23 protein-coding genes are annotated in these 22009 nt (G+C 61.2%); 9 read left to right on the top strand and 14 right to left on the bottom strand.

The features are described 5' to 3' along the window. Positions 1-25: 25 nt before the first annotated feature. Together lpxE and leuB are read right to left on the bottom strand one after the other, a co-directional pair. The gene (gene lpxE, locus FHX10_RS24005; protein WP_176707330.1) at positions 26-778 is read right to left on the bottom strand and encodes a lipid A 1-phosphatase LpxE; all 753 of its coding nucleotides are present in this window, start codon (positions 776-778) and stop codon (positions 26-28) included. A 277-nt stretch (positions 779-1055) separates the two neighbouring features. Further along, on the bottom strand, positions 1056-2168 hold the full coding sequence (gene leuB, locus FHX10_RS24000; RefSeq protein WP_184390396.1) for a 3-isopropylmalate dehydrogenase: 1113 nt from the start codon (positions 2166-2168) through the stop codon (positions 1056-1058). Positions 2169-2340: 172 nt separating this feature from the next. On the opposite strand from leuB, the gene FHX10_RS23995 reads away from it, so the two are divergent. Further along, positions 2341-3273, top strand: coding sequence for a pyridoxal-phosphate dependent enzyme (locus FHX10_RS23995; RefSeq protein ID WP_063473865.1), 933 nt, complete (start codon positions 2341-2343; stop codon positions 3271-3273). A gap of 73 nt (positions 3274-3346) precedes the next feature. Here the strand turns inward: FHX10_RS23995 and leuD are convergent, their stop codons facing one another. The 3 genes from leuD to FHX10_RS23980 form a co-directional block, all read right to left on the bottom strand. After that, on the bottom strand, positions 3347-3955 hold the full coding sequence (gene leuD / locus FHX10_RS23990) for a 3-isopropylmalate dehydratase small subunit (protein ID WP_047615835.1): 609 nt from the start codon (positions 3953-3955) through the stop codon (positions 3347-3349). Between the two features lie 134 nt (positions 3956-4089). Continuing rightward, positions 4090-4509 carry a VOC family protein gene (locus FHX10_RS23985; protein WP_063473864.1) on the bottom strand — a complete coding sequence of 140 codons (420 nt, stop codon included), beginning with the start codon at positions 4507-4509 and terminating at the stop codon, positions 4090-4092. A 126-nt stretch (positions 4510-4635) separates the two neighbouring features. After that, a complete protein-coding gene (locus tag FHX10_RS23980; RefSeq protein WP_047615832.1) occupies positions 4636-4869 on the bottom strand; it encodes a hypothetical protein in 234 nt (77 codons plus the stop codon). A gap of 138 nt (positions 4870-5007) precedes the next feature. Here FHX10_RS23980 and FHX10_RS23975 point away from each other — a divergent pair, with 138 nt between their 5' ends. Beyond that, a complete protein-coding gene (locus FHX10_RS23975; RefSeq protein ID WP_063473863.1) occupies positions 5008-5922 on the top strand; it encodes an HpcH/HpaI aldolase/citrate lyase family protein in 915 nt (304 codons plus the stop codon). Next, on the top strand, positions 5922-6128 hold the full coding sequence (locus tag FHX10_RS23970; RefSeq protein ID WP_063473862.1) for a DUF1737 domain-containing protein: 207 nt from the start codon (positions 5922-5924) through the stop codon (positions 6126-6128). The genes FHX10_RS23975 and FHX10_RS23970 overlap by 1 nt, the downstream gene beginning before the upstream one ends. A 22-nt stretch (positions 6129-6150) precedes the next feature. On the opposite strand, the gene FHX10_RS23965 is transcribed toward FHX10_RS23970, so the two are convergent. After that, on the bottom strand, positions 6151-6588 hold the full coding sequence (locus tag FHX10_RS23965) for a metallopeptidase family protein (RefSeq protein ID WP_028759144.1): 438 nt from the start codon (positions 6586-6588) through the stop codon (positions 6151-6153). Positions 6589-6749: 161 nt separating this feature from the next. On the opposite strand from FHX10_RS23965, the gene FHX10_RS35255 reads away from it, so the two are divergent. The 5 genes from FHX10_RS35255 (at position 6750) to bfr (ending at position 13582) form a co-directional block, all read left to right on the top strand. After that, positions 6750-7694 (top strand): ImuA family protein, encoded by a 945-nt coding sequence (locus tag FHX10_RS35255; RefSeq protein WP_063473861.1) that lies wholly within the window; start codon positions 6750-6752, stop codon positions 7692-7694. Beyond that, entirely contained in the window at positions 7606-9150 is a 1545-nt protein-coding gene (locus tag FHX10_RS23955; protein WP_280949749.1) for a DNA polymerase Y family protein, read from the top strand. The genes FHX10_RS35255 and FHX10_RS23955 overlap by 89 nt, the downstream gene beginning before the upstream one ends. Continuing rightward, positions 9147-12611 carry an error-prone DNA polymerase gene (locus FHX10_RS23950; RefSeq protein ID WP_063473860.1) on the top strand — a complete coding sequence of 1155 codons (3465 nt, stop codon included), beginning with the start codon at positions 9147-9149 and terminating at the stop codon, positions 12609-12611. Before FHX10_RS23955 ends, FHX10_RS23950 begins: the two co-directional genes overlap by 4 nt. Before the next feature lie 121 nt (positions 12612-12732). Next, on the top strand, positions 12733-13131 hold the full coding sequence (locus FHX10_RS35250; protein WP_080759938.1) for a (2Fe-2S)-binding protein: 399 nt from the start codon (positions 12733-12735) through the stop codon (positions 13129-13131). Beyond that, positions 13097-13582 carry a bacterioferritin gene (bfr, locus tag FHX10_RS23940; protein ID WP_047615824.1) on the top strand — a complete coding sequence of 162 codons (486 nt, stop codon included), beginning with the start codon at positions 13097-13099 and terminating at the stop codon, positions 13580-13582. Before FHX10_RS35250 ends, bfr begins: the two co-directional genes overlap by 35 nt. A 130-nt stretch (positions 13583-13712) precedes the next feature. Here bfr and FHX10_RS23935 read toward each other — a convergent pair whose 3' ends face one another. From FHX10_RS23935 to rsfS, 6 genes are all read right to left on the bottom strand, one after another. Next, entirely contained in the window at positions 13713-14246 is a 534-nt protein-coding gene (locus FHX10_RS23935; protein WP_047615822.1) for an RNA pyrophosphohydrolase, read from the bottom strand. A gap of 51 nt (positions 14247-14297) precedes the next feature. Continuing rightward, positions 14298-15491 carry a divergent polysaccharide deacetylase family protein gene (locus FHX10_RS23930; RefSeq protein WP_063473858.1) on the bottom strand — a complete coding sequence of 398 codons (1194 nt, stop codon included), beginning with the start codon at positions 15489-15491 and terminating at the stop codon, positions 14298-14300. Positions 15492-15566: 75 nt separating this feature from the next. Further along, entirely contained in the window at positions 15567-16889 is a 1323-nt protein-coding gene (locus FHX10_RS23925; protein ID WP_028759099.1) for a S41 family peptidase, read from the bottom strand. Continuing rightward, the gene (locus tag FHX10_RS23920; protein WP_063473857.1) at positions 16879-18279 is read right to left on the bottom strand and encodes a murein hydrolase activator EnvC family protein; all 1401 of its coding nucleotides are present in this window, start codon (positions 18277-18279) and stop codon (positions 16879-16881) included. The genes FHX10_RS23925 and FHX10_RS23920 overlap by 11 nt, the downstream gene beginning before the upstream one ends. Positions 18280-18455: 176 nt before the next feature. Beyond that, positions 18456-18938: a 23S rRNA (pseudouridine(1915)-N(3))-methyltransferase RlmH gene (gene rlmH / locus FHX10_RS23915; protein WP_063473856.1), complete on the bottom strand. Its 483-nt coding sequence runs from the start codon at positions 18936-18938 to the stop codon at positions 18456-18458. A gap of 118 nt (positions 18939-19056) precedes the next feature. Next, a complete protein-coding gene (gene rsfS / locus FHX10_RS23910) occupies positions 19057-19500 on the bottom strand; it encodes a ribosome silencing factor (protein WP_032984631.1) in 444 nt (147 codons plus the stop codon). Positions 19501-19709: 209 nt separating this feature from the next. Between rsfS and FHX10_RS23905 the strand changes: the two genes are divergently transcribed. Then, complete coding sequence (locus FHX10_RS23905; RefSeq protein WP_063473855.1) at positions 19710-20087, top strand: winged helix-turn-helix domain-containing protein; 378 nt, start codon at positions 19710-19712, stop codon at positions 20085-20087. Here the strand turns inward: FHX10_RS23905 and modC are convergent, their stop codons facing one another. Both modC and modB read right to left on the bottom strand, forming a co-directional pair. Next, positions 20088-21155: a molybdenum ABC transporter ATP-binding protein gene (gene modC / locus FHX10_RS23900; RefSeq protein WP_047615815.1), complete on the bottom strand. Its 1068-nt coding sequence runs from the start codon at positions 21153-21155 to the stop codon at positions 20088-20090. After that, the gene (modB, locus tag FHX10_RS23895) at positions 21152-21853 is read right to left on the bottom strand and encodes a molybdate ABC transporter permease subunit (RefSeq protein ID WP_047615812.1); all 702 of its coding nucleotides are present in this window, start codon (positions 21851-21853) and stop codon (positions 21152-21154) included. The genes modC and modB overlap by 4 nt, the downstream gene beginning before the upstream one ends. Positions 21854-22009 lie beyond the last annotated feature (156 nt).

Here is a 22009-nt window from a genome sequence, read left to right as displayed (position 1 = left end):
TTCCGCTTGAGAAAGGGCCCGGCGCTCACAAGGCGCCGGGTTTTTTCGTGTCAGGGAACAGGCACTTGGCGATCGGCCAGCCATCCGGCGCCAGTGTGAAGAGCAGACCACAGCGGGCGAAGACGATCGCCGTCAGCAGCGAGAACCAGGCGCCGAAGGCAAGGCCGGCGATGACATCGCTCGGATAATGGGCGCCGACCATGACGCGTGTCATGCCGAGCCAGATGGCGCAGGCGATAAAGGCGACGCGGTAGCGCGGAAACAGCAGCGCGAATGCGGCGAAGAAAGCGCCGACCGTTGTGGAATGGCCGGATGGAAAACTTTCGAAAGCGGCATGGCCTGAAAAGGGCGTGAAGGAAAACATGCCGTAATCGTGGAAATGATCGGGACGTGCCCTGCCGATCGTGCGTTTCAGCAGATTGGCGAGAAGCCCCGAGAAGACGACCGTGATGAACAGATAGGCGCCGATCCAGCTGACATAGAGCGCCTGCGCCTTGGAGCGCGCCGACTTGACAAGCTTGTAACCCGCCCGCCCCTGAAAGAACAACAGGATGCTGGTGTAGATGAGCCAGGCGGAATCGCCGAAACCGGTCAGCATCTGGCCGAGCTGCTTCACCGGTGCAGGAACTTCGCTGGCGCCAATCGGCGCATCGAAGAGCAGCATGGAGAGGATGACGGCATTGAGCGTGATGAAGAGGCAGGCCTGCCAGCGCAAAGGCGGCATGCCGGCGCTGCTCCGGCGCCAGCGCCTGTCCAGGGAAGCCCAAAATGCCCGCATGCCGTCGTCCGTTCGAATTTTGTCCTGGAGCGCCGCCATATCCAGCAGGACGCGCTAAGGACGCTTTATCACTTGAATTGGCGCATAATGCTTTCCGAATATCGATTCCGATTTCGGGGCTATGCGCTGGTTAAAATCCGGCGCAAAAATACACGAGATTGTGGCCGAGAATAGTCCGTTTGGGATAATTCGACCAAGCCGATGCGGCCCGCGCTCCAGAGAGAAAAAGCCCTCCGCATGCATCATGCGAAGGGCCGGAACTGTTTCACGTGAAATATCAGGCGGAAAGCGTCTTGAACTCGGCCAGGATCGCATCGCCCATCTCGACGGTGCCGACCTGCCTTGCGCCATCGGCCATGATGTCACCGGTGCGGATGCCCTTATCGAGCACGTTGGCGATCGCCTTTTCCAGGTCGTCGGCTTCCTTCACCAGATTGAAGGAGTAACGCAGGCACATGGCGAAGGAGGCGATCATGGCGATCGGATTGGCGATGCCCTTGCCGGCGATGTCGGGAGCCGAGCCGTGCACCGGTTCGTAGAGCGCCTTGCGCTTGCCGGTCTTGCCGTCAGGCGCGCCGAGCGAGGCCGACGGCAGCATGCCGAGCGAACCGGTCAGCATGGCGGCGACGTCGGAGAGCATGTCGCCAAAGAGGTTGTCGGTGACAATGACGTCGAACTGCTTGGGCTGGCGCACCAGCTGCATGCCGCCGGCATCGGCCAGCATGTGTTCGAGCTGGACGTCGGAATATTTCGCCTTGTGCGTCTCGGTCACCACCTGGTTCCAGAGCACGCCCGACTTCATGACGTTGCGCTTTTCCATGGAGCAGACGCGGTTTTGCCGGGTGCGGGCCATTTCGAAGGCGACGCCGGCGATGCGCTCGATCTCGTAGGTATCGTAGACCTGTGTGTCGATGCCGCGCTTCTGGCCGTTGCCGAGGTCGATGATCTCCTTCGGCTCGCCGAAATAGACGCCACCCGTCAGCTCGCGGATGATCAGAATATCAAGGCCTTCGACCAGCTCCGGCTTCAGCGACGAGGCTGACGCCAGGGCCGGATAGCAGATGGCGGGACGCAGGTTTGCGAAGAGCTGCAGATCCTTGCGCAGGCGTAGCAGGCCGGCTTCCGGACGCACTTCGTAAGGCACGCTATCCCATTTCGGGCCACCGACGGCGCCGAAGAGAACGGCATCGGCGGCAAGTGCCTTCTGGATGTCGGCTTCCGAGATCGCCGCGCCATGCGCATCATAGGCAGAGCCGCCGACAAGGCCTTCGTCGATGACGAAACCGGCGTTCATCGCCTCGTTCATATAGGCGATGATCTTGCGGACCTCGCCCATGGCCTCGGGACCGATGCCGTCACCCGGCAGCAGGAAAAGATTGCGCGCTGTCATGAAACCCTCCTGGGAAAAACAAGTTGCGGCTTCTTAGACCCCGGAAATGGGCATTTCAAGCGAGAGAAGAGGTGAATCGGTACGCTTCGCTCTTCGCCGCGATGGTTGCTCCCGTGCCTGCAAACGGATTAGAAACGGCGGGCCTACCCTTTTCTTTCCCTGGATGTTGCCCATGCCTTTCGCACCTCTCCATCTCGACACGCCCTTGGTTCAGACAGCATCCGGTTATAGCGCCAGCGGCAAACGGCTCTGGCTGAAGCTTGATGCGCTGCAGCCTTCCGGCAGCTTCAAGCTGCGCGGCGTCGGCAGGCTTTGCCAGCACGAGGTGGAAAATGGGGCGCGCGAGATCTTCTGTGCTTCCGGCGGCAATGCCGGGATTGCCGCGGCTTATGCCGGCCGGGCGCTCGGCATACCGGTCACGATCGTCGTGCCGGAGACGACGACGGCCGATGTGCGGCAGACGATTACCGCGACGGGCGCCAATGTCCTCGTCCATGGTTCGGTCTTCGACGAAGCCAATGCCCATGCCGTCGAACTCGCCCGGAGCCGTAAGGCGACCTATGTGCACCCCTTCGACCATCCGCTGCTGTGGGATGGCCATGCCACGCTGATCGACGAAGTGGTGGCGAAGGGTGCAAAATTCGATTGCGTCGTCACCAGCGTCGGTGGTGGCGGGCTGCTTGCCGGCATTGTCGCGGGGTTGCAGCGAAACGGGCTATCCGATGTGCCCGTCATCGCCGTCGAAACGGAAGGGGCGGCCTCGCTGAACGCCAGCCTCAAGGCGAATGAGCGTATCACCCTTCCCGCCATTACCTCGATTGCCACTTCGCTCGGGGCGCGGCAGGTGGCGCAGCATGTCTTCGACCTACCGAAGCAGCATCCGATCGAAAGTGTCGTCGTCAGCGACGCCGATGCCGTTGCCGCCTGCCTGAAATTCGCCGATGCGCAGCGCATTCTGGTCGAGCCGGCTTGCGGTGCCGCCCTTGCCGTTGCCGATGTGCATGCCGGGCTGCTTCAGCGCTTCGACAATCCGCTGATCGAAGTCTGCGGCGGCATCGGCGTATCGCTCGAAAAGCTCAGAGCTTGGAAAGAGAAGTTTCTCTGATCTGCGGCAATTCGGTACTGTAAAGAAAAAGCCGGGCGAAAGCCCGGCTTGATCGGCAATTATTGGATTGTGCTCAGGCCGCCCAAGGGTGCGAAGCGGCGTTCTTCTTTTCGAAACTGTCGATCGCCTTGCCCTTTTCGAGCGTCAGGCCGATATCGTCGAGGCCGTTCAGCAGGCAGTGGCGCTTGAACTCGTCGAGATCGAACTTGATCGAACCGCCATCGGGGCCGGTGATCTCGAGGCTCTCGAGGTCGACGGTCAGGATGGCGTTGGAGCCGCGCGAGGCGTCGTCCATCAGCTTGTCGAGATCGTCCTGGCTGACCTTGATCGGCAGAATGCCGTTCTTGAAGCAGTTGTTGTAGAAAATGTCGGCGAAGCTGGTCGAGATCACGCAGCGGATGCCGAAATCGAGAAGCGCCCAGGGCGCGTGCTCGCGCGAGGAGCCGCAGCCGAAATTGTCGCCGGCAACGAGGATCTTGGCATCGCGATAGGCCGGCTTGTTGAGCACGAAATCCGGGTTTTCCGAGCCGTCCTCATTGTAGCGGGCTTCGGCGAAGAGGCCGGTGCCGAGGCCGGTGCGCTTGATCGTCTTCAGATAATCCTTCGGAATGATCATGTCGGTGTCGATGTTGACGACCGGCAGCGGCGCTGCAACGCCCGTGAGCTTCACGAATTTATCCATGATCCATGCTCCATTTCAGCAAATCTACTTTCTGAATTTGCATCTAGTCCAGTTTTTCGTCGAAATGAAGGAGAATCTTTCACAGATGGCGGCTACGCGACGTTTCGCGCGGCCTGCCGATTGCGCCGGTCTCCTTATTTGGACGGTGCGTTCAACCCCCAGAGGACGCCGAACGGATCACGAAGCTGGCCGTAGCGGTCGCCCCAGAACATCAGTTCGACCGGCATGACGACTTCGGCGCCGGCCGCAACCGCGCGATCCCACCAGAAATCGATATCGTCGATAACCAGCTGGATGGCGAAGCCTTCGTGGCCTTTGAAGGGATGGCCGTATTCGGGATAGGCATCCGACAGCATGAGGGAGCTGCCGTTGATGTAGAGATGCACATGCATCGTTCTGCCGTTTTCGTCGACCGGCACGCGATAGGCCTCTTCGGCGCCGAAAGCCTTCGTGTAGAATTCCGCAGCTTTCACCGCGCCATTGACCGTCAGATAGGGCAGCAGGCCATTCTTGACCGGCGGCATCTTGGTCGGGTTGCTCTCTGTCGCATCCATGCTTGTCCTCCATTCGTTTTTAGCGCCGGCTGAATGCCTGGCTGCTTCAAGGACGCAGCATGGAAGCGTGATCCGACAGTGTCGGCCGAAATTTTTCAGCGAACGAAATCTTCAGTGAAAAGGTGATCAGAGATCGATGATCGTGCCGCGGCCGTCGTTCCACACCCGCATCTCCGGCTTACCGTTGTTTGCCTTGGCACGGATCGGAGCGGGCTTCATCTTCATCGACAGCGCGCGCCCGACCATGAGTACGGTCAGGATGCCGCCGACAGCAAGCGTCACCGAAAAGGTGAGAAGCAGCATGGCCACGAAAACGGTGGCGCCGGCAAGCATGAGGAAGATGGAGCGAATGTTCTGCATGGTTAGAGACCTTTCTTCGGAAAGGAATGTGGTCCTTCTCTTTCCTCTCTGCAAGGCAAGCATGGCTTTTTGTTGTTCTGCTGGATGTTCTGGGGCAGGTTGCTTGCTTCGGCTGTCAAAGCTTGGCACTAATTCGCCATGAGCCGAAACCCCGTGACCCCTCGCCTGCGCCGTTCGGTGCTGAGCGTGCCTGCCATCAACCCCCGCGCCCTCGAAAAGACCCATGCGGTCGATTGCGATGCAGTGATCTTCGATCTCGAGGATTCGGTGGCGCCGGAAAAGAAGGCGGAAGCGCGGGAAAACCTGAGGCGCTTTTTTTCGGATCGGCCGCTCCAAGGCAAGGAGCGGATCATCCGTATCAACAGCCTGTCGTCCAATTTCGGCCTGGCCGATCTGAAGCTGGTGACGGCGCTTGGTCCCGATGCCGTTCTGCTGCCGAAGGTCGACGAGCCGCAGGATGTCACTGATATCAGCGACCTTCTCTCCGAGGCGGATGCGCCCGAAGATCTGCGCATCTGGGCGATGATCGAGACGCCGCGCGGCATCCTGAATGCGGCTGATATCGCCGAGGCCGGGCGCACGCCGGGCTCGCGGCTCGATTGTCTCGTCGTCGGGCTCAACGACCTGCGCAAGGAAACCGACGTGCTGCCGCAGCCGGGACGGAGCTATCTCGTGCCGTGGCTGATGCAGGTCGTCCTTGCGGTCAGCGCCTACGGGCTCGATGCGATCGACAGCGTCTTCAACGATTTCAGGGACGAGCAGGGTTTCGATGCCGAATGTCAGCAGGGCCGGGCCATGGGCTTTACCGGCAAGATGCTGATCCATCCCGCGCAGATCGAGCCCGCCAATCGCCATTTCGGCCCGGATCCGGCCGCGATTGCGGAAGCGGAGGCGATCATATCAGCCTTTGCCGATCCCGCTTCCGAGGGGCTGAACGTCATCAATGCAGGCGGTCGGATGATCGAGCGGCTGCATCTTGTCCAGGCGGAAAGTCTGGTTCATAAAGCCCGCCTGATCGCAGCCCGCCAGGCTGCAGCACGAAAGACGATGTGATGAAACTCTACCGCTTCCTGACCGGTCCCGACGATGCTTCCTTCTGCCACAAGGTTACCGCCGCCCTCAACAAGGGCTGGTCGCTGGAGGGCTCGCCGACCTATGCCTTCAATGCCGCAACCGGCGCGATGCAGTGCGGCCAGGCCGTCGTCAAACATGTCGAAAGCAAGGATTACGATCCTGAGATGAAGCTCTCCGAGCAGTAGCGCGTTCTGCCGAACGCGCGGTTTAGCGCTCGGCGGCTTCCTCGGCGCTGGCCTCGATCCGCTCCATGTCATCGTCGCTCAGCCCGAAATGATGGCCGATCTCGTGGATCAGGACATGGGTGATGATATCGCCGAGCGTCTCATCGTTCTCAGCCCAGTAATCGAGGATGGGGCGGCGGTAGAGGCGGATGCGGTTCGGCATCTCGCCGGTTTCCACCGTGAAACGTTCGGAAATGCCCCTGCCCTCGAAAAGGCCGAGCAGGTCGAAAGGGGTTTCCAGCGCCATGTCCTCGAAAACGTCGTCATCGGGGAAATCCTCGATCTCGATCGTGAGGTTGGTCGTCAGCTGGCGGAATTCATCCGGCAGATGGCTGTAGGCCTCCATTGCCAGCGACTCGAAGGTGCTGATCGTCGGCGCATGGCGGTCCCGCCAATCATCGCTCTGGTCTCTGCGGGCCATGAATATTCCTTCCTTTGCGGGCCCATATAGAACCTTTATCGCCGATTTTCGAGTGCGGAATCAAAGGCAGGAATAAATTCATAGAGAATGGCCGTTGACTCTTCATTAGCTCTCTGGAATCTATAAGAACATAACAGGAACAAGACGGATTGGAGAACGCCATGGCGCAGCACGCCCTGGCGCGCGAGCGGCTTTTTGCGCTCCGCGAAACCATCGCCAGACTGGAGGGAAAGCCCGCGCCGGCGCTTGCCGCGGCGGAACGGGAAGCCGTGGCGGAAGGACGCAAGGCCCGCCAGGAGCGCACTCTGCCGCCCCTGCCGTTTGGAATAGAGTTCCTCGATGGGGCACTGGAAGGCGGCCTGCCGCTCGATGCGATCACCGAATTCCGCTCGGCTCTGTCTCGCGATGCCGGTGCGGCAAGCGGGCTGGCTATGGCTGTTGCCGCACGGCTGCAGAAACAGGAAGCGGATGCCGGCAGGTTTCTGCCGTTGCTCTGGATCGGCGATGCAATCGGCACGCTGGAGGCCGGCCGTCCCTATGCCCCCGGACTTCGGGATTTCGGACTGAGCCCGGAGCGGTTTCTCCACGCCGCGCCACGCAAGCTGGACGAGGCGCTCTGGCTGGTGGAGGCGGCGGTGGAAAGCGCTGCCTTCTCGGCCGTCATCTTCGAAGTGCGAGGCAATCCCGCCCATTTCGGGCTGACCGAAAGCCGCAGGCTCAGTCTTCGGGCGCGGGCTGCCCGCCATCCACTCTTTCTCGTGCGCCAGGCCGGAGCGGAGGAGGCAAGCAGTGCGGCTTTCCGTCTGCATGTCGAACCGGCCCCGGCCGGTCTACGGCCGTTGCCGGACGGATCGAGGCTTTCCGGCAGCATCGGCAATCCGATTTTCCGTCTCACGCTGGAGAAGAGCCGCAATCCGGCTCCGCTCTCCTTTCTTCTGGAGTGGAATCCCCATGAACGCGAATTTCTCCCTGTCGCCGAACCAAACCTCGTTCGTCCTCCAGGCCAACAGTCAGCGCATTCTGGCGCTCAGCTTCCCGCATCTGCCAACGGACCGCATCGCCCGCAAACGATGGGGGCTCTCCTGGCGTTCGAAAGGGCGTCCTGAGACGCCGCCTATCGTCTGTTCCGGCAAGCTCAACAATGCCATTCGGCTGACGGCACTGGACGAGTTGGCCGAGAGGCTGGGGTTGAGGAAGGATTTGGGCGTTGCCGAAGCGCGCGCCATGTATCCAATGCTCGAGGTCGCGGAAGAGGATCCGGCGGCCGACCGCCGGCTGCTGGAGGCAATTGCCGACTGGTGCGACCGTTATACGCCGCTGGTGGCATTCGACGGCAAGGACGGTCTGTTTCTCGACATTAGCGGCTGCGCCCATCTGTTCGGCGGTGAAAAGGCGCTTCTTCGGGATGTGCTGTCGCGGCTTTTTCATATGGGGTTCGATGCACGGGGCGCGATTTCATCATCGCCCGGCCTTTCCTGGGCGGTGTCCCGCTTCGGGCAGAGTGGCGTGATCGAGGACGAAGAGGCGGAACATGTGCTGGTGTCCTTGCCGGTTACAGCCTTGCGGCTGGAAGGACAAACCGTCGATGCTCTGAAGAAGCTCGGCCTGAAATATATCGGCGATGTCATCGATGCGCCGCGAGCGCCGCTAACCCGCCGGTTCGGGCCGGAGCTGCTTCTGCGTCTCGACCAGGCGCTGGGGCATGAAGAAGAGCCGGTTTCTCCCCGGCGTCCTGTCGCCAGCCTCTCGGCCGAAAGCCGGCTGATGGAGCCCATCGGGACGGAAGAGCAGATCCTTGCCGTCACCAGGCAGGTCGCCATGTCGCTGCAGCCGTCGCTGGAGGCGCGAGGGGCTGGCGGGCGGGTGTTCGAACTGGTCCTGTTCCGCGTCGACGGCAGGGTCTTTCGTATCTCCGTCGGCGCTTCGCAGCCGCTGCGCGAACCAAAGCTCATTGCCGGGCTTTTTTCCGAGCGATTGCAGGCGGTCTATGATGATCTCGATGCCGGCTATGGTTTCGAGATCCTGCGGTTGAATGTGTTGCGGCACGATTCCTTCAACGAAGCGCAGGGGGATTTCGAGGGCGATCGTCAGGGAGAGATCTCGCTTTCTGTTTTCGTCGACCGGGTGTCGGCCCGGCTTGGTGCGGATTGCCTGCAAAGCTTCCAGCTTCGCGAGAGTCATGTGCCGGAACGCGCCGTCATTACGGTTCCTGTAATGGAGAGTCTTCCCAGGCGGAAGGTAGCGCGGGACATCCAACTTCCTTTCCGCGAAGAGCGCCCGTTGCGGCTCTTTGCAACGCCGGAGCCGGTCGAGATCATGATGGCCGAAGTGCCCGATGGTCCGCCGCAGATCTTCCGCTGGCGGCGCATGCAGCATCAGGTGGCAAGAAGCGAAGGGCCGGAACGGATTGCCATGGAGTGGTGGATCGATGGGGATGAGGCCGAGGCGCGTGACTATTTCCGCATTGAGGATGAGACCGGGCATCGCTTCTGGATCTATCGTCGTGGTTTTTATGGTCAGGAGCTTGACCCTCGCTGGTTCATGCACGGCGTGTTCGCATGACAACCGCACGGGCATTCTTCGAGGTCGGCACGAGAACGAATTTCTCGTTTCTCGAAGGCGCCTCCGGTCCGGAAGAGATGGTTGTGCAGGCCGCTTATTTGAAGCTCGGCGGTCTCGGGATTGCGGACCGCAATTCGGTTGCCGGCGTTGTGCGAGCGCATGCCCAGGCGGAGCAGCTTGAGGAGAGATACAAGAACAGGGATGAGATTCTGGCTGAGGCGAAGAAGAAGGGAAAAACAGAGGTCATTCTCGATCCTATCCGGGTTCAACCGGGCGCGCGTCTCGTCTTTTCCGACGGAACGCCTGATATCCTTGCCTATCCACAAAACCGGCGAGGCTGGGCAAACCTCTGCCGCCTTCTCAGCGCCGGCAATCTGAAGGAAGAAGCGGTCAAGGGAAGCTGCATCCTGACGGAAGCGGAGCTTGCGGAATGGGGGGACGAGATGATGCTCGCCCTCGTTCCCGACCGCAGCCTTGTCGATCATCAGGCGGGGCAGTCGACGCTGGACGATTATCTGGAGCGGCTTCGCAGGCGATTCCGCAAGGCCTTTTTCATGGCGCTGGCGCCAGCCTATGACGGCCGCGAGAGGCAGGTCTTTGCGGTGCTTTCGATGCTGGCTGCCCGAAACCGCGTGCCGCTGATTGCCACCAACCAGCCGATTTACCACCATCCTGAACGCCGGCCGCTTTCGGATGTCGTGATCGCGATCCGGGAGCATGTGCAGATACCACAAGCCGGATTCCTGCTGGCGCCGAATGCCGAACGTTACCTCAAGGATTCACGTGAAATGGCCCGGATCTTCCGGGACTATCCTGATGCGATCGAAAATACGCAGACCTTTTTCGGCAAGCTGAGCTTTTCGCTGAAGGAACTGGAGCACAATTATCCGCCTGAAAACGATCCGGGCGAAACGCCGCAGGAGACCCTGGAAAGACTGACGAGAGCGGGCGCCGCAAGGCGTTATCCCGACGGTATCCCGCCCAAGGTGGCGCAACAGATCGATTATGAACTGAAACTCATTGGGGATAAGCAATATGCCTCCTACTTCCTGACGGTTCACAAGATCATCCAGCACGCCCGCTATGAACTTAAGGTCTTGTGCCAGGGGCGCGGATCGGCGGCAAACTCGGTCATCTGCTATTGTCTTGAGATAACGGAAGTCGATCCGCAGAAGAGCACGCTGCTCTTCGACCGCTTCATTTCGATGGATCGTGACGAACCGCCGGATATCGATGTCGATTTCGAGCATGACCGGCGCGAAGAGGTCATCCAGTTCATCTACAAGAGATACGGCATAGAACATGCCGGACTGACGGCGGGGGTGACCACCTATCGGACCCGTTCGGCCGGCCGTGAGGTCGCCAAGGCCTTTGGGCTCTCGGAGGATGTTCAGTCGGCGATCAGCAGCCTCGTCTGGGGCTGGTCGGAGGACAATCTCTCCGAACGGGATGCCAAGGCGGCCGGCCTCGACATCAAGGATCCGGTGACGCAGAACGTGCTGAAATATGCGTCCGAGCTTCTCGGTTTCCCCCGCCACCTCACCCAGCATGTTGGCGGCTTCGTCATCACGCGGGACCGTCTCGACGAGGTGGTGCCGATCATGAAGACGGCGATGCCGGATCGCTACATGATCGAGTGGGACAAGGACGACCTCGACAATGTCAAGATCCTCAAGGTGGATGTGCTGGCGCTTGGCATGCTGACCTGCCTGCGGAAGGCCTTCTCGCTGCTTGAACTGCATTACGACGTGAAGAAGACGCTCGCAGACCTCGGCAACAAGGAGCATGGGGACGAAGGCGAGCCGGTTTACGAGATGATGGGCCGGGCCGATACGCTCGGCGTCTTCCAGATCGAAAGCCGGGCGCAGATGAGCATGCTGCCGCGTCTGAAGCCGAAGCTATTCTACGACCTCGTCATCGAGGTGGCGATCGTGCGGCCAGGACCGATCCAGGGCGATATGGTGCATCCCTATCTGAAGCGCCGGGAGCAGCAGGCCAAGAACATTCCGATCGAATATCCGAGCAAGGAGCTGGAAACGGTTCTGGAAAGAACCCTCGGCGTGCCCTTGTTCCAGGAACAGGCCATGCAGATCGCCATTACCGCCGCAGGCTTCAGACCGGCGGAAGCCGACAAGCTTCGCAGAGCGATGGCGACATTCAAGAGAACCGGGACGATCGGCAATTTCGAAAAGCGGTTCATCGAGGGAATGGTCTCAAAGGGCTATGCCCAGGAATTCGCGCAGCAGTGTTTCAACCAGATCAAAGGCTTCGGCGAATACGGCTTCCCCGAAAGCCACGCCGCCTCCTTCGCGCTGCTCGTCTATGCCTCCTCTTGGCTCAAGGCCTATTATCCCGATGTCTTCTGCGCGGCGATGCTGAACTCCCAGCCGATGGGGTTTTATGCGCCGGCGCAGCTGGTGCGGGATGCACGCGAGCACGGGGTAAGGATCCTGCCGGTCGATATCAATGAATCGGACTGGGATTGCGGACTGGAAGAAGCTGTCTTCGATCGGAATGCCGTCGATTTCCGGCATGAGAAGATGCGCACGATCATCAAGACCCGGCATGCGATGCGACTGGGTTTTCGCCAGATCAAGGGCCTCTCGATAGACGATATGGAACGACTGGTCGGCAATCGAGGCGAAGGTTACAGTTCGGTGCGCGATCTCTGGCTGCGGTCCGGTCTGCAAAAATCCGTCATCGAGCGGCTGGCGGATGCCGATGCATTCCGGTCGATCGATCTGTCGCGGCGCGAAGCGCTCTGGGCGGTGCGGGCGCTGGATGTGAAGAGCGCAGCCGAGGAACTACCGCTTTTCGAGCAGGCCCGTCATATCGACCTCCAGATCGAACCTATGGCGAAGCTGCCGGACATGCTGCCGGGAGAACAGGTCATCGAGGACTATCGTTATCTCTCGTTGTCGCTGAAGGCGCATCCGGTCTCTTTCCTGCGGGAGGAGTTTCAAAGGACGGGCATCACGCGCAATGTCGATCTGTTGAAGATCGCCAGCGGAAAGCGGGTGACGATCGCCGGCCTCGTGCTGGTGCGCCAGCGACCGGGTTCGGCCAAAGGTGTGATCTTCATGACGCTGGAAGACGAAACCGGTGTGGCCAATGCGATCGTCTGGCCGAAAATGTTCGATAAATACCGATCGGTCGTGATGGGTGCTCGGCTGGTGAAAATCCGCGGCAGGCTGCAAAGCCAGAGCGGAGTGATCCATACCGTTGTCGAGCATATCGAGGATATGACGCCGGCGCTCGGGATCCTGCACCGCGAGGCCCGGCGTTTCGGCGCCTGCGAACGAGCAGACGAAGTGCTGAGACCGGGGGGCGATCCGCGGCAGAAAAAGCTTGCGCATGCGCAAGAGAGGGTGGAGCTGGAAAAACGCATGGTTGCAACAGACCGCCATGCGGGCGCGGCGGCAACGGCTGAAGTGATGCCGCGCGGACGCAACTTCCATTAAAATAGCGTCACCCGATCAGGGCATGCGGCGCGTCTTCATCGGCCTTGTGGCGTCATCATCCTGAAACCTCTGCATAATTTTAGACGATATGCATGGGGTCTCATCCGGACGCTGTTATTCAATGATGCGGGGCTCGAATTTTTTCTTGACAGCCACCATCTTCTTTAGCAGAAAACACGATAGTCAGTGTCATGTTTGGAATGAAGACGTGCTCGTCTGCAGCTGCAATTATATAACCGATAAGGAAATCCGGGAGGTTATCACCAACCTTCTCGATGAAGACTGTTGGCAGCTTATCGTGCCTGCGAAGGTCTACCACGCCATGGAAAAACGCGGCCGCTGCTGCGGCTGTTTTCCCAACGTCGTCGACATCATTATCCAGACGACCGAGGAATATCACGCCCGTCGCCACTCGACGGAGACCGAAATATTTGATTTCATGTCCCGCTTGAAACAATTCCATGAGGAAAACAGGAGAGCGGACATTGAAAGGCGACAAAAAGGTCATCGAGCGGCTTAACGAGGCGTTGTTCCTCGAACTCGGTGCGGTCAACCAATATTGGGTTCACTATCGTCTTCTTGAGGACTGGGGCTACACCAAGCTCGCCAAGAAGGAGCGCGCCGAATCCATCGAAGAGATGCATCATGCCGACCGGCTTGTTGCGCGCATCATCTTCCTCGAAGGCCATCCCAACCTGCAGACCCTTGCACCTCTGCGCATCGGCCAGAACGTCAAGGAAGTGCTGGAAGCCGATCTTGCCGGCGAATATGACGCCCGCACGGCTTACAAGAAGTCGCGCGATATCTGTCATGAGGCCGGCGACTACGTCTCCATGAAGCTTTTCGAAGAGCTGCTGGCGGACGAGGAAGGTCATATCGACTTCCTCGAAACACAGATCGATCTGCTCGAGAAAATCGGCGAGAGCAAATACGGCCAGCTCAACGCCGACTCCGCCGACGAGGCTGAATAAGGCCCCTGCCGATATCGGCCGCCCCATCGGCGGCCGATATTCTTCACCTGGCCCGATATTCTTCATCTGGCATTGTCGTGGACCTTGCTCCCGTTTGCCGAGCGCAAACCGAAGCGGTCTTCCTGCTCAATCAATCTTCCGATTGCAGCGTCGTCAGATGCTGGAATTCGGCCACGACCTGGTCGTAGACGGCGCGCTTGAAGGGGACGATCAACCCCGGCAGCTGCTGCATCGGCTTCCACTCCCAGGCATCGAATTCCGGCTCGTGGCCGCCCGGCGGCGGGTTGATGGCGATCTCGCTGTCGTCGCCGTCGAAGCGGAAGGCGAACCAGCGCTGCGTCTGACCGCGGAATTTTCCTTTCAGCCCGATGCCGATCAGTGCCGGCGGCAGATCGTAGTTGATCCAGTCTCGCGCTTCGGCGAGCAGGGTCACCGTCTTCATGCCGGTCTCCTCGTAGAGCTCGCGGTAGGCGGCGTCCAATGGATCCTCGCCCTTGTCGATGCCGCCCTGAGGCATCTGCCAGAGCTGCGGCGAGCCGTCATATTCGGAATTGCCGTCGGGGATGCGCCGCCCGGCCCAGACGAGACCCTGGCGGTTCAAGATCATCACGCCGACGCAGGGGCGGTAGGGCAGATCCTCGGCTTTCACAGTCGCCTGGCTCATCTTTTTCTCCGTTAGGGGATTCTTCTCAGGGATCCTTATCAAGGATTCTCATCAAGGATTCCGGGGGTCGTTGGAAAGGGCGGCGACGCCGACGATCTCGATGCCGCGCATCGCGGCCCCCTCGCTCCATTTGGCGATGGCGTCAACGCTCTCATCGAAAGCCGATGCGACGCCGATCGCCTGACCGTTCTTGCGGGCGATGCGCTCGAGCTCGTCGAGCTTCTTCAGGATGGCGTTGATATCGAGCTGGCCGTCGAGCTGCAGATCGGCAAAGGCATAAGGCAGTTCGGTTCCCTTGGCCACCGTCGCCGTCTTTGATTGTGCCGAAGTGCCGTCGTCGAGGAACAGCAGGCCGCGTTTGCCGATATCGCGCATCACGGGTTCCATGGCGGCGGGATCCGACAAGAAACGGCCGCCGAGATAATTCATGACGCCGGTATAATTGGTGATCTCGCCCATCGCCTTGTGCAGGTTCTCGATGTTGCGGGCGGCCGGCTTCGTGGTCAGCAGGGTTTCAGGACCCGGATCATTCGCCGGATAATCAAATGGTTCGAGCGGTACCTGCAACAGGATCTCGTGGCCGCCGCGGCGGGCTTCCTGCATCCAGCGCTGCAGACTGTTGCCGCTCGCGGCGAAAGCGAAGGTGATCTCTTCCGGCAGGTCCGCTATGGCGCGCTGCGTTCCGGTCTGGCTGAGCCCGAGACCGCTGACGACGATGGCGATGCGGACGCCGCGCGCGCCGGACGAAGGACGGGCATATTGATCCATCGGCCGCCGGCCATCCGGACCGACGATCGGAAGCCTGCCCAAGGGGGTTTCTTCGAGCAATGCTTCATTCGGCTGAGCTGCCATGCGCGGATCCTGGCCGATCTGCATGGCATCGACCAGCACCGGCCCGCTGCCGTCACGCGGGCGCGGGCTGTATTTGGTGACGACGGAGCCGTCACCGGTGACCATCTGCTCGACATTGGCGCCCGAGCGCGGCTCGGCGCGCGGCATGCCGTCAGCCGCCTGGTTGGCGGCTGACGTTGGTGGCCGAGGCTGGGAAGGCGGCGTTGCTGGCTGCTCGGCCGCAGGCGGTTTGCTGCGTTCGAGCCCATCGCCGCGAAATGCCGTATAGAGCGAAAAGCCGCCTATCGCGAAAAGGCAGAGACTGGCGGCGATGCGGCCCAGGCGCAGAACACCCGGGCGCCGGCTGCCGGTTTTGCGGTTGCGGCCCAAAGGCGCATGCAGGTCCGTTCCCAATTTTTCGCCCGCTCCAAAACCGGGAAACAGCAGAAAGGGAAGGCCGGGCGAGGTGCCCGGCCTTGAGATGATCGATTACTTGGCGACGACGGCCTTGTCCGGGTTCGGCGGGAAGGCCGGATCGGTCTTCTTGCCGCGCAGCAGGTCGAGCGCGTAGTTCAGCTGAACGTCGTCCTTCGGGTCCGGCGGGACGTAAGCAACGGAGCCCGAACCTTCATCCGTCTCGCTCTGGCCCTTGATGTGGCCGCGCAGGCTGGATTCGCCTTCGGTCACCATCTTGCCCTGCAGTTCCTCCGGCAGCGGCTCCTCGACCTTGATGTCGGGCGTGATGCCGGTACCCTGGATCGAGCGGCCCGACGGCGTGTAATAGAGCGCCGTGGTCAGGCGCAGCGCGCCGTTTTCGCCGAGCGGGATGATCGTCTGGACGGAGCCCTTGCCGAAAGAGCGCGTGCCGAGAATGGTGGCACGGCGCAGATCCTGAAGAGCGCCGGCGACGATTTCCGATGCGGAAGCCGAACCGCCATTGATCAGCACGATCACCGGCTTGCCATCCGTCAGGTCGCCCGGGCCGGCATTGAAGCGGCGGGTTTCATCCGGATTGCGGCCGCGGGTCGAAACGACCTCGCCGCGCTGCAGCAGGGCATCGGAGACGTTGATCGCCTGGTCGAGCAGGCCGCCCGGATTGAGGCGCAGGTCGAGAACATAACCCTTCAGCTTGTCAGCCGGAACGGTGTCCTTGATCTTCTTGATCGCCTTTTCCATGTCGGGATAGGTCTTCTCGGTGAAGGAGATGATGCGGAGATAACCGACATCGTCCTCGACACGCGACTTGACTGCCTGGACGGCGACGACGTCACGGACGATCGTCAGTTCGATCGGCTTATCGGCGCCCTTGCGGATCAGCGTTAGCTTGATCGGCGTGTTGACGGCGCCGCGCATCTTCTCGACGGCGTCCTCCAGCTTCAGGCCGCGCACGGACTGGCCGTCGATCTCGGAGATATAGTCACCGGCGAGAACACCGGCCTTGGCGGCGGGCGTATCATCGATGGGGGTGATGACCTTGACGAGTTCGTCTTCCATCGTGACTTCGATGCCGAGACCGCCGAACTCACCCTTGGTCTGGGTGCGCATGTCCTCGGCGTCCTTCGCATTCATGTAGCTCGAATGCGGATCGAGAGAGGAGAGCATGCCGTTGATGGCGTTCTCGATCAGCTTGTCTTCGGCCGGCGGCGTCACGTACTGCGCACGCACGCGCTCGAAGACATCGCCGAAAACCGAAAGTTCCTTGTATGTAGAGGATCCGGCCGCTTCTGCCGGCACACCCGCCGAGTAAATGACGCTCATTGCGGTCGCACCCATCAATGCGCCGACCAGAACAAGAGAAGCCCTACGAATCATTGCGTGCCTTTCCAGTGTCTTTGGAGGTCCACCACGGCCGGGAATCGACCGGTTTACCGTCCTTTCGAAATTCAATGTAAAGCGTTGGCCGGTCCGTTTCCAGCGCCAATGCAGTTGCGCTTGCCACTCTTTTTGCGCCCATCACGGCAAGCGGCTCGCCGGAGAAAACGAACTTTCCCTGACGGGTATTGATCGTATCCATTCCCGAGAGAACCAGGTGATATCCATCGCCCACGTCGAGGATAATCATCTGGCCGTAACTGCGGAACGCGCCGGCGAAAACCACCAGGCCATCCGCAGGCGCCGTCACCACCGTCTCCGGATTGGTGGCGACCGTCATTCCCATGGCCTCGTGTCCGGTGCCGTCGGCATCGCCGAACTGGCGCAGGATATCGCCCGCAACGGGCACCTCCAATTTCGCCTTCAATTCTCCGAAGGGATATGCGGGCGCAATGCGGTTTTTATCGGGCACGCCGCTGTCGGCGAGCGCCCTGGCCTGAGCGCGCTGCTCGTCCGTCATAAGCCTGCGGTTCTCCTCCGCCTGGCGGGCGGCGGCGGCAGCGTCCCGCACCGAAGCGATCTCGGATTCCATCGAGGCGACAAGGCCTTCAAGGCTCGTCGCCTTGCCCGCCAGCTCTTCGGAGCGTCTTCTCTCGGCTGCGAGTTCGGCGGCATTGTTGCGGCTGAGCTTGTCGTTTTCGGCAAGCAGCAGGTCCATGCGCCGCTCCTCCTCGATGCCATCCGTCATCGTCGCGGTCAGCGAGGCCTTTTCGGCGGCGCTTGCGGTTTGCAATGCGGCGAGGTTTGCGAGGTCTGCGGCAAGTTTGTCGGTCTCCTTGCGGATGCCGGGCACGACCGCGCCGAGCAGAATGGCGCTGCGCACCGATGCGAGCGCGTCATCGGGGGTGACGAGCAAAGCGGGCGGCGGGTTGCGGCCCATGCGCTGGAGTGCTGCCAGCACCTCGGCCAGAAGGCCGCGGCGCTCATGCAGGGAACGGCGGATGCCATCCTCCTTGACGCCGAGACCGGCAAGCTTCTTCTCGCTTTCGAGGATCTGCCTTTCAAGCGCCTTGCGGCGTGCGGCGGAATCGATCAGCGCCTGGCGGATGCTCTCCGTGCTCTTTTCCAGATCGGCAATGCTCCGGCGAAGCGCGCTCACCTTGTCGGTGGAGAGACTGATGGTCTTCGACAGGGTTTCGAGTTCGGCTCGGGTCTGATCACGCTTGGCGGCAAGTTCGGCGGCGGGATCGGGCGGTGGCGGCTCGGCTGCCGGCTGCGGTGCGGATTGTGCCGCTTCGGGGGCGGCTTCCTGCGCCCGGACGATGAACGGATTTGCCGACACGACAATCACCGCCACACCGACACCGGCCGCGATAGCCGGCAGGATCATGCGGTGTCGCCTGGTGGATGCTCTCGTCATGCGTGTTGGGGCACTTTCTCAAATCGCGCGAAGACTAAGCTGATTTGGCGCGCTTTGCCAGAACGTTCGACGGACAGCGAGTGTCCAAGCAAACACGGCTGCGTGACATTACGACGCGCTGGGCGACGCATTGGGCCGCCGCGGCATCAGACGCGGTGATAGGGGTGGCCGGACAGGATGGTAACGGCGCGGTAGAGCTGTTCGGCGATCAGCGTGCGCACCAGCTGGTGCGGCCAGGTCATCTTGCCAAGACACAGCGTGGCGTCGGCACGATCGTACAGGGAGGGATCGAGGCCGTCGGCGCCGCCGATCGCGATGGTCAGTTCGCGTTTGCCCTGATCGCGATAGGAGCCGAGCAGATTTGCGAAGGCTTCACTGTCGAGCGCCTTGCCGCGTTCATCGAGAAGAATGAGAATGCTGCCATCGGCAAGCGATTTCAAAAGCATCGCCGCCTCTTCACGCTTGCGGGTTTCCGCATTGGAGGCACGGCTTTCGGCCACTTCGGCAACACGGGTAAATTCGAGGCCGACGGCAGGGCCGGCCTTGGCAAAACGGTCGAGATAGCGGGCCACAAGATCCTTTTCGGGGCCGGACTTCAGCCGTCCCACCGCAAAAAGACCTATTCGCATTCATCCGCTCCCGCTCATGCGGCACATCGGGCGCACACTGCGCCACCGGCCGGCTTGTGATATTTTCCGGCCAGCCAATGCCACGTCTCAGGCGCCGGACAGAATGCCGGCCTGCCTGTCAGTGCCGTGTTTCTTCATCCATATCCGGAGCCGCCCACATCTTTTCGATGTTGTAGAACTCGCGGATTTCGGGACGGAACACATGCACGATAATGTCACCCGTGTCGATCAGGACCCAATCCCCGCCTTCCTGACCTTCGACGCGGGCCGTACCGAGGCCGTCGTCCTTAAGGTCGGTCAGCAGATGATCCGAGATCGCCATGACATGCCTGTTCGAGCGGCCGGAGACGACGATCATGTAGTCTCCCAGCGCCGATTTTCCGGCAATGTCGATGGTGACGATATCTTCAGCTTTGGAGTCCTCAAGGCTGGCGAGGACGGTTTCTAGGGCACGGGCGGCGGCATCGGCGCCACGTTCCGCACTCTTCGGGATAACGGCGAGCGTTTTTCCCTTGGCGTGTACTGTTGTCAGTGCTTTCCCTTTCCTGGAATGACAAACTATGCACAACACAGATCCGATCGAGACCGGATCATGGTTAAGATAGGCATCAAACCATTAATGTTTCAAGACATGCTAAGGTACGGAACGGCCGAAAATCCGATCTAACGTCCGAATTGAAGAATATTGCCACGCGGGCTGCTTCCGGCGGGCGGTGTACAGTTTCCATACCGCAGCGTAAAGTGCCGAAAATTCCGCGATCTCTGGATTCAATGACCGACTCAGCCGTAAAAACACTCGTTCCCGTCCTGCGAATCAGCTTCCCGGACCAGGATCGCCTCGGTCGCGGAAAGATGGAGCTCCTGGAGCACATCCGCTCGACCGGTTCGATCTCGGCGGCGGGGCGGGCGATGGACATGTCCTATCGCCGGGCATGGCTGCTCGTCAGCGAGATGAACCGGATGTTCTCTGAACAGGTGGTGGAATCGCAGCGCGGCGGGCAAAGGGGCGGCGGCGCGGTGCTGACGCTGTTCGGCGAGGAACTGCTCGAGCGTTTCCGCCGGATGGAAAAGACGGTGCGCACCAGCCTTGCCGACGATCTCGCCTGGCTCGAAGGCAAGCGCAATCTGCAACAGGGCAAGCGCGGCTGATCAGGCCTCCAGGGCAACCGTCTTGATGACGGCGAAGACCGCCCTTCCCGGCCGAAGATCGAGGCGCTCGCAGGAGAGCGTCGTGATCCGGGAAAGAATGATATCGCCGCCGCAATCGAGCCGGATTTCCACCGTTCCGTCCTCGGCCGGCGATATCTGCTCTATCCTTGCTTCCAGAATATTCAGCGCGCTGAGCCCCTCCGGCTTTGCGGTCGCCAACATGACATCGCGGGAGGGAATGCGGATGCGGACCGATTTGCCGGGCGCAAGGGCCGCACCCGGAATATGGAGCCGGCAGGATTTCAGCGCGACGGTCGACAGGCGGTGAAGCGGATCGAAGCTTTCCACGGTGCCTTCGAGTAGCGCGCCCGCCTCGCGCCGATCGGCGGAGGTTGACGGACGGCTCAATATGTCGATGGCGGAACCGGTCGCTTCCACCTTGCCGTCGCGCATGACGACGACATGGTTTGCCAGCCGCGCCACCTCTGCGATCGAATGGCTGACATAGACGATCGGGATGTCGGTCTCGTCGCGCAAACGTTCCAGATAAGGCAGAATCTCAGCCTTGCGCGCCTCGTCGAGGGCGGCGAGCGGCTCGTCCATCAGCAGCAGGCGGGGCGAGGAGAGAAGCGCGCGGCCGATGGCGACGCGTTGCTTCTCGCCTCCGGAGAGTTTCGCGGGGCTGCGCGCCAGCAGCGTCTCGATGCCGAGCAGGTCGACGATGCGATCGAAGCTCTCACTGCCTGCCGTTCTCGCCGCGAACCAGCGGCCGTAGGAGAGATTGGCGCGAACGCTGAGATGCGGGAAAAGCCGCGCCTCCTGGAAGACATAACCGAAACGGCGGCGATGTTTCGGGATGAAGATGCCGGTTGCGGTGTCGGTCAGGGCCTCGCCGTCAAGGGCGACGCGGCCTGCGTCCGGGCGCGCGAGGCCGGCGATGATGCGGATCATCGCGGTCTTGCCGGAACCGGAACGGCCGAACAGCGCGGTGACGCCACGCTCGGAGGTGAAGGCGGCATCGAGCGAAAAGGCGCCAAGCTTCTGTTTTGCCTCGACGATCAGCGTCATTCCGGATCGATCCTCCGGCCGGCGAGACGGGCGAGGAATTCGGAGGCGAGCAAAGCGGCCATGGAAATGACGACGGCAACGAGCGTCAGGCGGAATGCGCCGGCGTCGCCGCCCGGAACCTGGGTAAAAGTGTAGATCGCCGCCGACAGCGTCTGGGTTTCGCCGGGAATGTTGGAGACGAAGGTGATCGTCGCGCCGAATTCGCCCATTGCCTTGGCAAAAGACAAGATCATGCCGGCGATGATGCCGGGCAGGGTCAGCGGCAGGGTGATCGTCAAGAAGACCCAGACAGGTCCGGCGCCGAGCGTTCCGGCGGCCTCCTCCAGCTTGCGGTCGACCGCCTCGATCGACAGGCGGATGCTGCGCACCATCAGCGGAAAGGCCATGATGGCGCAGGCCAAGGCCGCACCCGTCCAGCGGAAGGAGAGAACGATGCCGAAATACTGGTCGAGCAGGCTGCCGACCGGACCGCGGCGGCCGAACAGAATGAGCAGAAGGAATCCGGTGACGACCGGGGGCAGGACCAGCGGCAGGTGAACGACGCCATTCAGCACCGACTTGCCCCAGAAGCGGCCGCGGGCAAGCAGCAGGGCGACGAGGATGCCGAAGGGCAGGCTTGCCAGCATGGCGACGATCGAGACGCGCAGGCTGAGCAGGATCGCCGTCCATTCCTCATTGCTCAACCCCAACATGTCCAAATGCAGCTGTCTCCCTGGAAGTCTGGGGGCACGCCGGGGCGAGCCTCAGTTTGTTGACAATGCTCGTTCTTTACATGGCGTCATCCGACGCCTGCCCCTCATCCGCCTGCCGGCACCGACCGGGGTCAAGCCACGGGTCTCGACCCGTCCTTCAGA

Source organism: Rhizobium sp. BK591, assembly GCF_014195045.1.
Classification (GTDB): domain Bacteria; phylum Pseudomonadota; class Alphaproteobacteria; order Rhizobiales; family Rhizobiaceae; genus Rhizobium; species Rhizobium anhuiense.
The sequence above is the reverse complement of the archived record's forward strand: the minus strand, read 5'-3'. Positions and strand labels throughout refer to the sequence as shown.

Bases quoted from the DNA above. Each gene is read 5' to 3' on its own strand.
- lpxE (WP_176707330.1), bottom strand. From the start codon at position 778: ATGCGGGCATTTTGGGCTTCCCTGGACAGGCGCTGGCGCCGGAGCAGC.
- leuB (WP_184390396.1), bottom strand. From the start codon at position 2,168: ATGACAGCGCGCAATCTTTTCCTGCTGCCGGGTGACGGCATCGGTCCC.
- FHX10_RS23995 (WP_063473865.1), top strand. From the start codon at position 2,341: ATGCCTTTCGCACCTCTCCATCTCGACACGCCCTTGGTTCAGACAGCA.
- leuD (WP_047615835.1), bottom strand. From the start codon at position 3,955: ATGGATAAATTCGTGAAGCTCACGGGCGTTGCAGCGCCGCTGCCGGTC.
- FHX10_RS23985 (WP_063473864.1), bottom strand. From the start codon at position 4,509: ATGGATGCGACAGAGAGCAACCCGACCAAGATGCCGCCGGTCAAGAAT.
- FHX10_RS23980 (WP_047615832.1), bottom strand. From the start codon at position 4,869: ATGCAGAACATTCGCTCCATCTTCCTCATGCTTGCCGGCGCCACCGTT.
- FHX10_RS23975 (WP_063473863.1), top strand. From the start codon at position 5,008: ATGAGCCGAAACCCCGTGACCCCTCGCCTGCGCCGTTCGGTGCTGAGC.
- FHX10_RS23970 (WP_063473862.1), top strand. From the start codon at position 5,922: ATGAAACTCTACCGCTTCCTGACCGGTCCCGACGATGCTTCCTTCTGC.
- FHX10_RS23965 (WP_028759144.1), bottom strand. From the start codon at position 6,588: ATGGCCCGCAGAGACCAGAGCGATGATTGGCGGGACCGCCATGCGCCG.
- FHX10_RS35255 (WP_063473861.1), top strand. From the start codon at position 6,750: ATGGCGCAGCACGCCCTGGCGCGCGAGCGGCTTTTTGCGCTCCGCGAA.
- FHX10_RS23950 (WP_063473860.1), top strand. From the start codon at position 9,147: ATGACAACCGCACGGGCATTCTTCGAGGTCGGCACGAGAACGAATTTC.
- FHX10_RS35250 (WP_080759938.1), top strand. From the start codon at position 12,733: ATGATGCGGGGCTCGAATTTTTTCTTGACAGCCACCATCTTCTTTAGC.
- FHX10_RS23935 (WP_047615822.1), bottom strand. From the start codon at position 14,246: ATGAGCCAGGCGACTGTGAAAGCCGAGGATCTGCCCTACCGCCCCTGC.
- FHX10_RS23925 (WP_028759099.1), bottom strand. From the start codon at position 16,889: ATGATTCGTAGGGCTTCTCTTGTTCTGGTCGGCGCATTGATGGGTGCG.
- FHX10_RS23920 (WP_063473857.1), bottom strand. From the start codon at position 18,279: ATGATCCTGCCGGCTATCGCGGCCGGTGTCGGTGTGGCGGTGATTGTC.
- rlmH (WP_063473856.1), bottom strand. From the start codon at position 18,938: ATGCGAATAGGTCTTTTTGCGGTGGGACGGCTGAAGTCCGGCCCCGAA.
- FHX10_RS23905 (WP_063473855.1), top strand. From the start codon at position 19,710: ATGACCGACTCAGCCGTAAAAACACTCGTTCCCGTCCTGCGAATCAGC.
- modC (WP_047615815.1), bottom strand. From the start codon at position 21,155: ATGACGCTGATCGTCGAGGCAAAACAGAAGCTTGGCGCCTTTTCGCTC.